This window comes from Weissella confusa, from assembly GCA_041871065.1.
Classification (GTDB): domain Bacteria; phylum Bacillota; class Bacilli; order Lactobacillales; family Lactobacillaceae; genus Weissella; species Weissella confusa_A.
In genome coordinates this window covers 151,017-167,536 of sequence record CP168942.1, presented here as the reverse complement: position 1 = coordinate 167,536, position 16,520 = coordinate 151,017, and the positions used below count along the sequence as shown (strand labels likewise).

Here is a 16,520-nt window from a genome sequence, read left to right as displayed (position 1 = left end):
TGTGCTTTTCGTATGAAACGTTGATATATCAACGTTTATTATTGTTCATCTTCCTTCTTTTTTGTTGGCAAGAAGAACCATCCAAGGAACATACTGAACAACAAAACAGTTACAAGTGTAAATGGTTGCAAGTTCCAGTCCTTGCTAAATCGTTCGCCTAGATAGTATGGACGATCCCAGAATCCACTACGAGCATCATTAGTCTTCGTTTCATCATCCGACTTAATAATGCGGTCTTGGATGCGAGCACCACGGGTTGCCTTACCTTCAGCCAACAAACGTTGACCAACATAAGCTGCAACACCTTGGACTGGTGCTTGCGTTGGCAATTGCTCACCAACTTGAGTTGCCACCGCTTCAGTCGCTTGTGCAATACCTGATACTTGGGTTGGCAATACAACCGTCTCAGTAACCGTGTATGGCAACATCGCTGTTTGTGGTACTGATTGACCACTACCCAGCGCTTGAACGATTGTCGCCGTCGTTGAAAGACTATTAGCAATATCCTGTGCTTCACGCAAAAGCTGTTCTGCACGTTGCGTTGCTTGGTTACCAACAACTTGGTCAACACCAATTTGGTTCGTTGCTGCGTCAATTTGAGCTGGCGTTTCCGCTGTCTCAATTGCTACCAACTGAGCACGAGCATCTTCAAGGGCTGATTGCACCTTATTCAATTGATTCTTGGCTTCAGCCAACTTGTCGGCAAGTTCTTGATTACCAGGATGGTTGTTAACCAAATCTTGCAATTGATCCACAATATCTTGAACACGAGAAGCATCATCACGCAACTCGTTAATCTTGTCGCGAACAGCATCTTCTGCTTCTGACTTGGCATCTGCCATATCATCAGCAACCGCCTTCTTAGCGTCAGCGACATCCTTATCTGCCGCCTTAACCGCATCGGTTGCCTTTTCACCAGCTTCTTGGGCGACATCATTGATTGCCTTAGCATCATCAGCCGTCTTAGCTTGGTTAACATCAATTAATTGATCAACAATCGTTTCCTTGGCATCCTTTGCGTCAGCCAATTGTTGCTTGGCATCATCCAATGCCTGTTGAACCTCAGGTGTATTTGGATGATCCTTCGCCAATTGCGTCAACTCATCAATATCCTTCTGAATTTGCTTGATTTCATCATCAACACGGTCCAATTGTTGTTGGATCGCATCCTTGGCTGCTTCCTTAGCATCAGCCAGATCATCCGCTGCCGTCGTCTTAGCATTCGCCAAGTCTTGGTCAGCTTGCTTACGATCAACATCGGCAGCCGTTGTCTTATCAGCAATGTCATCAGACAAATCAGAAACTTCAGCCAAAGTTGTGGCTTGAGCCAGAGCGTCCTTGTCAGCTTGCGCATCCTTATAACGACCCTGTGCCTCAGTCAATTGCTTATTGGCATCAGCCAACAAATCGGCAATCTTCGTGCTATTTGGATTATCAGCAGCAATCTTTGACAACGCTGCAATGTCATCCTTAATCTGCTCGATATCTTCTTGAATAGCGGCCAAATCGGCATCCGCTTGCTTATTCGCATCATCAATGGCGTTATTCAAGTTATCGGCAGACTTCGCACCAGCATTTTGCAAATCAGTATCGGCAGCTTGACGAGCGGCTTCGGCTGCCGCGACGTCAGCATCCCCTGCAGCCGTCTTTTCATCAACTTGTGCCAGCGTCTTCGCATCATCAACAGTTGCCAATTGATCCTTGGCATCAGCCAATGCTGACTCAGCCTTGTCCAATTGGTTTTGGGCATTCGTCAACGCAGCACCGATTTCTGAATCACCTGGGTTCTTCGCAGCAATGTCTGACAAGCGGTCAACAATACGTTGCGTCTCATCCACATCATCTTGGATAGCTGCGATATCATCCGTCAAATCTTGCTTAGCAGCTGACTTTGCAGCAGCCAAATTCTCGGCAGCCTTCGCTTGTGCGTCGGCCAAATCTTGGTCAGATGTTTCCTTATCCACGCCAGCCGATGCATCATCATGGCTCAACGCATTGTTAATATCTGTGATATCAGCCAACGTTTCAGCCTTGGCAATCGCATCCTTTTGCGCTTCAGCGTCTGACAATGAACTGTTTGCATCAGCCAATTGTTGTTGTGCATCCGCCAACTTGTCAGCAATTTCCGTATCGTTTGGATTATCCGTCACAAGTTGTTGCAACTGGCGAATATCCTCGTCGATACCGGCAATATTTTGGTTAATTGACGCGATAATCTTATCAGCATTCGTCGTCGCCTTATCTTGTGCGTCCGTCAATTGCTTGTTCGACTCAGCTTGGGCCTTATCAACGTCGTCTTGGGCTTGCGTTGCATCCCCATTTGATAGCGTCGTTTGCTTATCAGCTGAGGCAACCAAATCAGCAACATCTGCCAACGTTTCAGCTGACGCAATTTGGTTAGCTGTATTTTGCACGTCAGCCAATGATTGATTAGACTCGCTCAATTGTGTCTTAGCATCCGCCAACAAATCGGCAATCGTGTTATTACCAGGGTTCTTGTCAGCCAAGTCTTGCAAGGTTGCAATATCATCCGTGATGTCTGAGATATTTTGCTGAATTTGCTTAATATCGTCAGCCAAACTCGTATCAGCAGCCGTCTTAGCCGCTGCCAAGTTCTCGTTGCTTTGCGTTTGCGCACTCTTAACATCGTTATCCGCTTGTGTCTCAGCCGTTGTTGCATCCGTTTGATCAGATGCTGCCTGTTCAACAAGTTCGGCCACATCAGCCAGCGTTTCAGCTGATGCGACATCGGCAGCTTGTTGCTTAGCATCTGCCAACTTGTTTTCAGTTGTCGTTTGTTGCGCCTTCGCATCTGCCAACAAGTCGGCAATCAATGTATCGTCTGGATTCTTCGCTGCGATATCTGTCAATGTTGCGACATCATCATTGATGTTTGCCAATGAGTCTTCGATGGCAGCAATGTTATCCGCAATCGACTTGTCAGCCGCATCCTTAGCCGCCGCCAAGTTTTCGTCACTCTTCGTTTGCGCATCCTTAACGTCCTGGTCAGCCGTTGTCTTGGCTGTGTCGGCCGTCGCTTCAGCTGTTTCGGCCGTTGACTGCGCTGTTGCCACATCGGCTGGAATCTTGGCATCGTTAACGGCTGCCAATTGGTCTTGCGCATCTGACAAAGCATCTTCAGCCGTCGTCAATTGGTTTTGTGCATCCGCCAACTTATCCGCAATCTCTGTGTCATCTGGGTTCTTCGCTACCAAATCCTTCAAGTCCGCAATGTCCTTATTGATGGCCACAATGTCATCCGTGATGTTGTCGATTGACGTATTGATGGCCGTCTTAGCTGCCGCTTGGTCAGCTGCCAAATCCTTGGCAGCTTGTGCCTGGGCATCCGCCAAATCGTTATCCGCCGTCTTTTGCGCCGTTGCTGCGTTTGAAACTGCCTTATCAGCAATTGCTTCTTGGGCAGCCACATCAGCCAACGTTGTTTGACTGTCGATAGCATCCTTTGCGTCTTGCGCTGCTGTTTGGGCGGCTTGGGCATCCGTCAAACGCTCTTGTGCGTCTGCCAAATCTTGGGCAATTTGATCATTCGTTGGATTATCCTTGGCAATTTGCTCCAAATCAGCGATATCTTGCTCAATTTGCAAAATATTGTCACCAATCGTTACCAATTGTTCCGTGATTTGGTCCGTGGCTGCTTCCTTAGCTGCTGCCAAGTTTTCAGCACTCTTCGTTTGTGCGTCCGTCAAATCTTGATCCGCATTTGTTTGCGCCGTCGTACCAGCCGCCTTATCAGTTGCTGCTTGATCAACCAATTCTTGCACATCGGCCATTGTTGTTTGGTTAGCAACATCGGCCAATTGTGTCTCCGCGTCAGCCTTAGCCGCTTGGGCATCCGTCAATTGTTCCTTCGCATCAGCCAACTTTTGCGCAATTTCACTATCATCAGGATTCTTAGCCGCGATATCCGTCAATTGTGTGATGTCATCCGTAATCTTCGTGATGTTATCCGTAATTGACGCAATGTCTTGGTTAATCGTATCTGTCGCCGTCTCCTTAGCATTGGCTAGGTTTTCAGCATGCTTGTCTTGGGCATCGGTCAACGCAGCAGCGGCATCCTTTTGAGCCGTGTCAGCAGTTGTACCAGCTGTCGTCGCCTTTTCTTCGGCTGCCGTCACTTCTGCAGGTGTCGTTGCATCAGCAATCTCCTGCAATTGATCTTGCGCCGTCGTCAACGCTGTCTTAGCATCCGTCAAATCTTGTTGTGCCTTAGCCAAATCAGCCGCAATTTGCGTATCGTCAGGATTCTTAGCCACCAAATCCTTCAAGTCAGCGATGTCATCATTAATGGCATTGATATCATCTTGAATGCCTGAAATCGTTTGGTTAACAGCCGTCTTTGCAGCTGTTTGGTCAGTTAGCAAATCTGCTGCTGCGGCATCCTGTGCTTGCTTCAAATCAGTATCCGCTTGCGTATTCGCACCATCGGCACTCTTAGCAGCGTCAGTGGCGGCATCAACTTGGTCTTGGACCTCGGCCAACGTTGTTTGACCATCAAGCGCATCCATTGCTGCTTGGGCATCCGCCTTATCTTGCTCAGCCTGGGCCAATTGGTCCTTGGCATCAGCAAGCTTGTCGGCAATTTCCGTGTTAGTTGGATTATCCGTCGCAATTTGCGTTAACTCGTCAATGTCCTTATTGATGGCTGCAATGTTGTCATCAATTGCCGTCAATTGGTCATCGATTGTCACCTCAGCTTGTGCCTTGGCATCCGCCAAATTATCAGCACTTTGCTTTTGGGCATCTTCAACGTCAGTTTGCGCTTGATTTTCATTCTCTTGAGCTTCGGAAACTTGATCAGCTGCGTCAGCCACTACATCGGCAACATCGGCCAACGTCGTTTGATCCTTAACCTTATCCAAATCAGACTGCGCTTGCGTCTTGGCCGCTTTGGCTTCATCCAATTGCGTTTGCGCGTCATCCAACAATACCGCAATCTTCTCATCATCTGGATTCTTATCAGCCAAATCTTGCAACGTCGCAATATCATCGGTGATGTTCTTGATGTTGTCATCAATCGTCGCGATGTTATCCGTGATCGTCGTCTCAGCCTGTGTCTTAGCGTCCGCCAAGTTTTGGTCAGACTTCGTTTGAGCGTCCGTCACATCTTGTGCTGATGCTTCAGCTGCCTGAGTTGCTGTGTCACCATCAGTTGTTGCTTGATCACGAGCAGCTTCAACTTCAGCTGGCGTCGTTGCATTTTCGATAACCGACTTTTGACTCGTCGCATCAGTCAATGCATCTTGCGCCGTCTGCAATTGTTCCTTCGCATCAGCCAACTTATCCGCAATCTCAGTATCATCCGGATTCTTAGCAGCAATATCCGTCAATTCGGCAATGTCATCATTGATATCAGCGATTTGATCCTTGATATTGTCGATTGTGTTATCAACTGCCGTTTGTGCAGCTGCTTGGTCTTCAGCCAAATCACCACTGGCTTGAGCCTTGGCGTCCGCCAAATCTTGATCAGCCGCCTTACCAGCCGTATCAGCATCACTAACGGCGTCTGTTGCAACTTGCTCTTGGTCAGCAATGTCAGCCAACGTCGTTTGTGAGTCAATAGCATCCAATGCCTTTCGGGCATCGTCCTTAGCTGTTTCAGCGGTCGTCAATTGCTCCTTGGCATCAGCCAACTTATCTGCAATCACCGTGTTATCAGGATTATCCGTCGCAATTTGCTCCAACGCTGCGATATCGTCATTAATCTTAGCGATGTCATCATCGATGCTTGAAATTTGGTCAGTAATCGCTGCCGTCGCGTCCTCCTTGGCATCGGCCAAGTTGCTATCTGATTGCGTTTGCGCATCCGTCAAATCACCTTGGGCATTTGTCAAAGCGTCCGCTGCGGCCTTTTCATCAGCCGTACCAGCGTCAACTTGCTTCTGCACATCAGCCAATGTCTTGGCATCATCAACCGTATCCAATTGGTTTTGTGCATCCGTCAAAGCGTCCTTGGCGTCCGTCAATTGTTGTTGCGCATCTGCTAGCTTATCAGCAATATCTTGGTCATTAGGATTGTTATCGGCAATCTCTTGCAATTGGTCAACGATGTCAGAAATTGAAGCCACATCCTTCGTAATCGCATCAACGTTATCTTGCAATGACTCCTTGGCGGCCGTCTTCGCATCGGCCAAGTTGCTATCTGATTGCGCTTGCGCATCTGTCACATCCTTGTCAGCCGCTACTTGGGCAGTATCACCCGCTGTTGCTGCTTCAGTCGCCTTATCTTGTGCAGCCGTCACTTCAGCTGGCGTATCAGCATTTTCAATCGCTGCCTTTTGATCAGTTGCCGTCGACAAAGCATCTTGCGCATCAGCCAATTGTTGCTTGGCATCAGCCAACTTGTCGGCAATCGTTGTGTCGTCAGGATTATTGGCTGCAATATCCGTCAATTCGGCAATGTCATCATTAATTTGATCAATGTTGTCATTAATATCGCTAATTGCTTGATCAACTGCGGTTTGTGCAGCCGTTTGGTCAGTTGCCAAATCAGAAGCTGCCAAGTCCTTCGCATCAGCCAAATCTTGGTCAGCTTGGTCCTTGTTACCAGTCGTTGAGGTTACGGCATTCGTCGCAATTTGCTCTTGTGCATCAACATCAGCTGGCGTTGTGGCACTATCAACAGCCGTCAAAGCATCTTGGGCGGCCTTTTGAGCCGTCTCAGCTTCAGTCAATTGCTGTTGCGCATCCGCCAACTTATCCTGAATCGTCGTGTTATCAGGGTTATCCGCTGCAATTTGCGTCAATTCAGTAATATCGCTGTTGATACCATCGATATTCTTTTGAATCGTCTCCAAATCAGCATTAATTGCGTTCTTGGCGTTTGTTTGCGCGTCAGTCAAGTTTGCGGCTGCTTGTTCGTCAGCGGTCTTTTGATCAGCTTGCGCATTCTCCAAATCTTGTGCTGCCTTATCAGCGTCTGTTTGACCCGCATCAACTGCTGTCTGGACATCAGCCAGCGTCGTTGCGTTATCAGCATTATCCTTTTGCGTTTCAGCATCGGCCAATTGTGTCTTGGCATCCGTCAATTGTTGCTTTGCATCAGCCAACGCATCAGCAATCACTGTATCGCCAGGATTGTCGTTTGCCGTTTGCTGCAAGTCATCAACAATCGTTTGGATATCGTCAATGTTCGACGTGATATCTGCAATGTTTTGATCCAGTGCCTTATCAGCCGCATCCTTGGCTTCAGTCAAGTTACTGTCAGACTTGGCTTGGGCATCTGTCACATCCTTGTCAGCCGCATCCTTGGCATCCGAAGCTGACGTGCCAGCATCAGTCGCTGCCGTTTCAGCGGCCGCCACTTCAGCTGGCGTTGTCGCTTGTTCGATAACCGTCTTTTGGTCTTGCGCTGTATCCAACGCCGTCTCAGCCGTTGCTAATTGGTCCTTGGCATCGGCCAACTTATCAGCGATGTCTTGGTCATCTGGGTTCTTAGATGCGATATCTTCCAATGCCTTAATGTCATCTTGAATATCACCAATTTGGTCTTCAATTGTTGAAATAGTTGAATCAACCGTCTTTTGCGCAGCCGCTTGGTCAGCAGCCAAGTCAGAGGCTGCTGCCGTTTGAGCATCGGCCAAATCATCCGCCGCTGTCTTTGCATCTGTATCAGAAGTGCTCTTGGCAGCATCAGTTTGCGTTTGCACATCAGCAATTGTCGTTTGATCAGCAATCGCATCCTTGGCAGCTTCAGCAGCTTCCTTTTGCGCTTGGGCATCGGCCAACTGCGCTTCAGCATCTTTCAACTTGTCAGCAATTGTTGTATTGTCTGGGTTATCAGTCGCGATTTGCTTCAAGTCATCAACATTGCTTTGAATGCTATCGATATTATCTTGAATGTCCGCAATGTCTGCATCGATTGCTGTCTCGGCAGCTGTCTTAGCATCTGCCAAGTTATCCGCCGACTTATCAGTTGCCGTGTCCAATTGTGTTTGCGCATCCGTCACAGCCTTATCAGCTGCGGCTTGATCAGCTTGGGCGGCATCAGTAATCGTCGTCACATCTGCCAACGTCTTCGCATCATCAACTGCCGCCAATTGGTCTTGTGCATCTGTCAAAGCATTGTCAGCAATCGTCTTTTGATCTTCAGCATTTGCCAAAGCATCAGCAATCGCCGTATCACCAGGATTCTTATCAACCAAATCTTGTAGTGATTCGATTGTATCTGCAATCGTTGCTTGGTCCTTTTCGATTTGATCAATATTTGCTTGAATGTCCGTCTTGGCTTCAGCTTGCGCATTGGTCAAGTTATCCTCAGATTGAGATTGTGCAGCCGTCACATCCGTACTTACAGCATCAGCCGCTGCCCGGGCGGCATCCTCATCCTTTTGACCTTGCGTTGTCAAAGCATCAACACCCGCTACGGTCGTTGCAGAATCTACAGCCTTCAATTGTGCCTCGGCATCCGTCAAAGCGTTATTAGCAATCGTTTGTTGTGCCTGAGCATCAGCCAACTTATCCGCAATCTCTTGATCATCAGGATTGTTGTCCGCCAGCGTTTGCAGCGTTGCGACGTCTGATGCGATTTGTGCCACGTCTTCGTTGATAGCGTTGATGTTGTCTTGGATGGCATCCTTGGCAGCTTCTTGAGCGGCCTTCAAATTGGCATCGCTCTTAGCTTGGGCAGTCGTCACGTCTTGTGCTGACTGCGTGCCAGCCGCTTCAGCATCGGTTTGATCACCGGCTGCAACTGCCGTAACTGCCGCAACAGCAGCTGGCGTCGTTGTATCAGCAATCGCTTCCTTTTGCGCTTGTGCGTCTGTCAACGCTGCGTTGGCGTTATCCAATTGCTTCTGCGCATCAGTCAATGCATTTGCAATATCCGTGTCACCAGGGTTGTTATCCGCCAACGTTTGAATCGTGGCGATATCCTGTGTGATTTGGTCAATTTGATCTTGAATAGCTGCGATGTTGCTATCAACCGTGGTTGTTGCTGCCTCTTGGGCGGCCTTCAAATCAGCTGCTGCCAAATCCTTTGCGTCAGCTAGGTCCTTGTCAGCTGCTGTTTGTGCTGTGTCTGCAGTAGTCGTTGCCGTTGTCGCAGTGTCTTCCAAAGCCGTTACGGCTGCTACTGTGGTTGCTGCATCGATGGCCGCTTGCGCATCCTTGATAGCTGTTTGTTGCGTTGTTGCTGTCGTCAATTGATCCTTGGCATCAGCCAACTTCGCTTGGATTTCATCATTATCTGGATTATCAGCTGCAATCTGCGTCAAAGCAGTTATATCGTCATTGATTTGCGCAATGTTATCCGTCACTTGCGTCAGTTGATCACCAATTGCGGTTTCGGCAGCTGATTTTGCGGCTGCCAAATTAGCGTCAGCCTTCTTTTGCGCATTCTCCAAATCAGTTGTTGATTGTGTCGTTGCATCAGTAATTTCACCTGCAGCGGCCGTCGCAGCATCGCGTGCTGCCTGCACCTCTGCTGGCGTTGTTGCATCTTGCGCATCCGTTGCTGCTTGTGCCAACGCTGTCAATTGATTATTTGCGGTCGTTAATTGTGCCCGTGCATCATCTAACGCTGCCTGAATATCCGCATCCCCAGGATTATCATCGAGCAATTGTTGGATGGCATCAATATTTGATTGAATTGTCTTGATGTTGGCATCAGCATCATCAAGTTGTTGTTGAATTGCCGTTGCAGCAGCTGCCTTATCGTCCGCCAGCACCTTTTCAGCTTCAGCTCGAGCCGCCGTTACCGCATCATTAGCGACAACCAGCATACCTTGCACGTCCTTACCAGCCGCATTAACCGCCGTTTGTTGGGCGATAACTGCTTGCACTGATGTCAAATCCGGCACTTCTTGGGCAGCCGTATCAACCGTCACTTGTGCAGCCTTGGCATCTGCCAAAGCCTTTTGCGCATCAGCCAACGCTGTCGCAATTGTTGTATTACCTGAGTAATCCTTAGCTAATTGCTCCAATTCGGCCACGTTGTCAGCCATCGTGTTCGTGGCCGTCGTATTGTCACTCGTAACCGCAGTCGCAGCAGACGTTGCAGCTTCCTTAGCCAAGGCCAAGTTTGACGCCGCACGCGTTTGTGCATTCGCCAAGTCAGTATCAGCGATTTGTTGCGCTGATGCCGCAGCTGCACTGTTTTGATCAGTACCAACTACCAGATTGTTGGCATCTGCCATCGACATCGTGCCACTATTTAAACTTTCAAGGGCCGCTTGGGCTTGTGAGAGCGCCGTCTGCGCATTCGTCAAACGCGTCTTAGCATCAGCCAACCAGTTGGCGATATCTGTGTCGTTAGGATTGTCCGCCGCGATTGCCTCAAGTTGCGTAATGTCACTCTGAATTTGGGCAATGTTGTTGTTAATTGAGTCAATATTAGCTTGGACGCGCTTCTTTTGTGCATCCAATACTGCAGCATTGTAGGCTGCCAATGCCGTTTGATAATCGGCCAACGTTTGCGCATTATTTACAGCCGTTAAAGCATCTTGCACTGATTGATCACTTGCAACAACACCGGCATCTTGTGGCGTGTCTTCATACGCAACTGTGTGCGCAATGTTGTCTGAACCAAAACTACCAGCAGCAATTGATGTCGCCTTGTTACCATCAACGAATGATACCTTGCCGTCTTGCTGCTTGATGCTTTGTTCGGCATAATCCGTGAACGCATTCTGGTTAACAACATCCGTTGACCCGTCTGGGTACGTCGTGGTCATGTTAACGGCCTTTTGAGCGTATGCGACCGTGAAACTTGGCACGGCCAATGCACCGGCACTAGTCATGTTGAAGGCACCAACAATCGTGTACGTGCCATCACCGTTGTCCTTGTAGTACATTGACTTCGTTGAATCGGTATCCAACACTGTTCCGTCACTAGCCGTAATCTTAGCCGTAAATCCATCTGGCACCTTAATCGTGTTCGCTGAATAAGCCCCGTCTGTGACACCAGTCAAAGACGTTGCAGAACCACCGATAGCCGTTGAAAGCGCCGTCTTTCCGGCATCATTCAACCCATCTGGTTGTGTATAGCTAATAGTTGCTGTTTGAGCCGCTGGCGTCAATTGGACGTAGACTGTCTTATCAGATGATCCAAATGTTGCTGATGACAGGTCAGCACCGAGCTTGGTCGTGAGCCCCGAATCTGAATAAACGCCCGATACAGCACCGGTATATCCAACCTTCGTTGCGTTTGACAAAGCTGTCGTATAGTCAGCATAATCCGCTGCAGCCGTTGCTTTTTGGCCATCATAATTCGTACCAGCCGTTCCAAGTTCAACAGAAGGCACGGTTGAAATAACCTTACCGTTCTGGTCAACAAAGACCGTCGTCAGCTTGGTGTTTTTCGCATATTGCACATTAATAATGTTATTGGCATCGGTGTCAGAAACTTTCAATGGACCTGTCGTTGATTTCGACGTGCCATACGTTGTACCAACATACGTATATCCAGAAATGGTTGCTGGCGTAAATGTGTGTGCCGTGCCGGTTGGGTTCGTTGACGCACCAGACGTAACCATTGCCAAGGTATCGTTGACGTTAGCCTTGATTTTAGTGCTAGATTGCACACTGATGGCATTACCTTCTTTGTCGACGTAGTTAACCGTTGTGTCAGCTGTTGGCAACGTTAAGTTGAAATCCTTAACCGTCACACCTTTTTGTGAATACTTAGCCCCATCGGCTGACTTAAAACCAACTGACATCGTTGAATTAACACCATCAGTAATCGTTATTTGTTTAGTAGCTGTATACGTACCGTTATCGGCTGTAACAGTTAGCGTTCCGACCCCATTAGCATACGTATATGTTGCCGTCATCGCCGCTTCCAAATTAGGGTTAGAAGGCCCAGCCCAATCAGGGTCAGTTACATCTTCCGGACCATTTCCAGTAAACCCCATAAGCGTGGAACCATTTGACTTATCAAACGCTTGGAATCCTTCCGATCCATTTACCACGTTCAATTTTCCGGCAGAATCAGTTGTTCGGAATCCTGCTACTTGATTTCCATCCTTACCATTGCTTCCCAAAAGACTACCACCAGTACCATCAGTCGGATTCACAATGTTTGTCGGGTCATTAAACTCGTTACCGGTCCCGTTTTGATAAAAGTCAATTCCCCATTCAACAGCATTAGGGATTCCTGCACCGCCACTGTCTCCACCAATTCCTAGTTGTCCACCACCCGTTCCTCCGGCGGTACCTAGTTTATCTGGTGCAATAGGGGCTAGTACCAGCCCCAAAAAGTCACCAGCATTATTAGAAGGATTTCCACTAACAAGTCCAGTAGTTCCCCCTGAGTTATACTTCGTCAAATTCAAATTGAACTTCAGCGTCCAACTTGACGTCATATCCAACTGCTTGTTAAAAGCAATCGCACCTTGGTCATTTCCTGAAGCATTAGTCAACGTTGTAAATGTTGCACTACCGCTTCCTAAAGTTCCGGACAAAGACCCTGATGCATTAGAAGCACCAGTACCCGACAACGTAAAGTTCGATGTCACCTGTTGTTGCGTTGAGGTGAACGCGTGGTTTCCGCCATTCGCATCTGTCACCGTATTAACTGCATCAGCCGATGCGGAACGCGAGTCAAATAAGATATCCCCAATCTTTGTAATTGGTGACGAACTCTTCTTCACTTTCACTGATGAGCGTGGTTCGTTATTACCAGTCTCATTTTGAATCTCATCAACAATTTCCGGACCGACAATACTTGCCCCAACTGTCAGTGCGGTCATCCCCGCAATAACCCACGCGGATCTCTTTTTCGGCGTTTCTGACGCCTTTGCAAATTCGTTTTTATTCATTGTTTCCGCCTCAATAGTCACTCAATATTTTTGTGTATACTCAACCCTAAGAATTTCGATACTTTCCCTACCTTGAATAATACGGGGCTGGTTTTTCTTTTCAGTGATAGAAAACAGAATTAAAGTGGTTAAATTTTTGTCCTTATCGCGTGAGCAAATTTCTTGACATCTCTGAAAGTTCCTTATTGAATTGCAAGATGTTCACATTTCGCCTATAATATGTATTCGTGGTATAAAACTTTAAATATATTTTGGTAGTGTAGCCAAGTGGTAAGGCACCGGTCTGCAAAACCGCCATCGCGGGTTCGATTCCCGTCACTACCTCTAAAGAAAAGACCCAATCGGAAGTGTCGCTCCGATTGGGTCTTTTCTTTTTGTCGTGAAATTAAAACAAGCTCCCGAGAAATCATTTTGAGATCTCAGGAGCTTATTTTTTATCGTTTACTTATCATCGTTCTTCTTGCGCTTGATACCAATCAAACCACCCAAGGCAGCTAGCATTGATGCCACAGCACCAGCAATCAAACCACGCTTCTTAACATCCGTTCCGTCAGTTGGCTCACTTGTTTCCGTTGGCTCAGCCGTCACATTAATCGGCGTTGCACGGATAATCTTCTCATCAGCCTTAGTACCAGCGTCGTATGGCAAAGCATTTGCCTCACTAGACGTTGCCGGTGTTCCTGACACTACCGATGTAGCTGAACCTGAATCTGTTTGCGACGTTGGTTCTGCCACGTAGGCTGCTACGCCTGGTGTCACAACCGTCGTTTCGATTGATTGTTCTGCACTTGGTGCAACTGCATCAGTCGTGACAACATTTGATTCTTGCGTTTGCGTCACAACTTGATCCACAGGTTGTGGTGTCGTTGTTGTTGCGGTCGCGCGGTCGTAAGCCGTTTGGGCTGTTGCCATCGCGGCGCTTGCCACATTGGCCAATGATGTTGCTTCAGCAAATGCTGATGTTGCAACGTCTGCGGCACTTGAAGCAATTGCTGTTTCACTAGCAGCCACGGCAGCAGCACTCGTTGCAGCTGACGCAGCGCTCATTGCTTCGCTGGCAGCACTGGCGGCCTTAGTAGCATATGAATCAGCAGCTGATTGATCACCAGCTTGGGCAGCCGATGTTGCCAATGAGGCATAAATCGAGGCAGCTGATTCAGCAGCTTGGGCCGTACTGTGCAACGCATTTGCTTCAGAAGCGGCGGCGCTGGCAGCTTGGGCAGCGCTTTGAGCCACTGCACTCGCACTTGACGCAACACCAGCAGCACTGTCCACAGCTGATGCGGCACTAGCGGCTTGTGATGCAGCCGAAGCGACCGTTGCATCAGTTGTCTTTGATGCCAAGTTAGCAATAGCATCTGCTTGTGAGCGACTTTGGTTAGCCACACTGCCAATTGCTGTTGCAGCACTTGAGGCTGTCTTAGCATATGAACTTGCGGCCGACGCATCAGTCGTTGCTTGCGTAGCGGCTGAACTCGTCGTTGCTGTTGCTGAGCTGGCAGTCTTAGCAGCATCCCCAGCTTGGTTCATCGCAGCTTCCTTATCGGCTGCTGACTGTGCAGCAGCTGCTCTTGATGTTGCAGCAGCGGCACTTGAAGCCATCTCATTGGTGGCTGATGCCGTTGAAGTTGCACTTGACGCAACTGACGCAGCGCTTGAAGCAGCTTCAGAAGCTGACTGTGCAACACTAGCGGCACTTGACGCAACCGCTTGAGCTGAACTTGCAACAGCGGCAGCACTGGCAGCTTGGCTAGCTGCTGAACTTGCAGCGCTAGAATCTCCAGCTTGCGCATATGAACTTGCGGCGGCTACAGCTGAGCTAGCAATGTCATTGGCGTTCGAGGCAACCGTTGCGGCGCTTGACGCAACCGCATTAGCACTTGAGGCCGTACTTGCCTGACTTGCAGCAACTGAAGCAGCACTTGAGGCCGTACTTGCGGCACTTTGCGCAACACTAGCAGCACTTGAGGCTGTTGAGGCAGCTGACGTTACCGCACTGTTGTTTGGATACTTGGCAGCATCTGATCCAGCATTCGTTGCAACACTTTGCGCCTTTTCGGCAGTTGAACTAGCTGTTGACGCTGTCTTATCAGCTTGGCTAGCGGCCTGACTTGCGCCAGATGCAACTTGACTTGCAGTTGATGCTTGTGAAGTTGCATTACTGTTATTCGCATCTGCTTGGCTCGCAGCGCTGGCAGCTTCATCAGCAGCTGATTGCGCTGCTGTAGCTGTTGAGGCAGCCGAAGCGGCGCTTGTGACGACATCATTTGCTGAGCTTGCTGTACTTGCGGCCGTTGATGCGGCATCGTTTGCTGCACTTGCAGCTTCGTTAGCAACACTTGCCGTACTTGCGGCTGATGTTGCTGTACTCTGAGCAGCACTAGCTGTTGCAGCGGCGCTTGAGGCAAGTGACGCATATGACCTTGCTGCTGACGCATCACCAGCTTGCGCGGCACTTGAGGCGGCTGACGCAGCACTTGATGCCTGCTTGTCAGCTGTCGAAGCGGCCGTTGCAGCGCTCTTTGCCACGCTATTCGCTTCATTAGCAAGACTAGCAGCTGAACTTGCCATGCTGGCGGCGCTTGACGCAACACTGTTGGCAGATTCTGCAACCGAAGCAGCACTAGTTGCCACTGAGGCAGCGCTTGAAGCAGCGCTGTTGTTTGGATACTTACCTGCATCCGCTACCGCACTCGAGGCAGTTGACTTGGCCGCTTCAGCAGTTGCATCCGCGTCACTGTCCGTCTTGCCAGCTTGCTCTGACGTAGCAGAAGCTGCCGAACTTGCAGCTGTGGCAGCTTGGCTAGCTTGATCTGCCTCTGATTGGGCAACTGCTGCCGTTGAGGCGGTTGCTGCTTCGCTAGCAGCCATCTCATTAGCACTCGTTGCCGTTTGGGCAGCACTTGACGCAACACTATTCGCACTTGAAGCAGCATCATTAGCAGCACTTGCAGCCGTGGCGGCGCTTGAGGCAACCGCTTGAGCTGACTTAGCAGCCGTGGCCTCTGATTGGGCAATCGCTGCATATGAACTTGCAGCGCTCTCGTCGCCGGCTTGTGCATATGAACTAGCCGTTGAGGCTGCTGAACTTGCTACCGCATTAGCCGATGTCGCTCCCGAAGCAGCCGAACTCGCAGCTGCGGCAGCTGACGTTACCGCACTGTTATTTGGATAAGTCGTGGCATCGTTAGCAGCACTTGACGCTGCATCAGTAGCATCTGAAGCTGCTGAGCTTGCGTTATTAGCCACTTCATCGGCAACCGACGCTGCACTTGAGGCAGCGCTTGTTGCGGAATCAGTAGCATCTGAAGCAATATCCGTTGCTGTGTTTGCAAGACTAGCTGATGAAGCCGCCTTAGCCGCTTCGTCTGCTTGTGATTGCGCATTAGCAGCAGTCGACGCCGTTGTTGCGGCACTTGAAGCCGTTGACAAGGCTGCGCTGGCAGCTTCACTAGCACTATCGGCCACGGTTGCGGCTGATGTTGCTGTACCTTGGGCTTCAGATGCGACGCTGGCAGCTGAGTTAGCTACTGATTGCAGTGATGTCACAGCATCGGCAGCACTCGAGGCTACTGCGACGTATGAACTTGCAGCACTCTCATCACCCGCTTGAGCAGCTGAAGAGGCAGCCGTTGCAGCGCTGGCAGCTGAGTTAGCTGCTTCACTGGCAACTGCGTTTGCATTTGATGCAACCGATGCTGCGCTTTCTGCCTTCGTTGCAGCACTACTTGCTGTTGACGCTGC

2 protein-coding genes and 1 tRNA gene are annotated in these 16,520 nt (G+C 49.3%); 1 reads left to right on the top strand and 2 read right to left on the bottom strand.

The window, feature by feature from the left end:
• Window positions 1–38 precede the first annotated feature (38 nt).
• A complete protein-coding gene (locus tag ACAW68_00590) occupies window positions 39–12,776 on the bottom strand; it encodes a hypothetical protein (GenBank protein ID XGA16110.1) in 12,738 nt (4,245 codons plus the stop codon).
• 253 nt (window positions 12,777–13,029) lie between these two features.
• Between ACAW68_00590 and ACAW68_00585 the strand changes: the two genes are divergently transcribed.
• Window positions 13,030–13,100 (top strand) — tRNA-Cys (locus tag ACAW68_00585).
• Window positions 13,101–13,217: 117 nt separating this feature from the next.
• On the opposite strand, the gene ACAW68_00580 is transcribed toward ACAW68_00585, so the two are convergent.
• Entirely contained in the window at window positions 13,218–16,325 is a 3,108-nt protein-coding gene (locus tag ACAW68_00580) for a phage tail protein (GenBank protein XGA16109.1), read from the bottom strand.
• Window positions 16,326–16,520 lie beyond the last annotated feature (195 nt).

What these genes read in the sequence shown, in the direction of transcription:
- ACAW68_00590 (XGA16110.1), bottom strand. Translation starts at nt 12,776, where the DNA reads ATGAATAAAAACGAATTTGCAAAGGCGTCAGAAACGCCGAAAAAGAGA.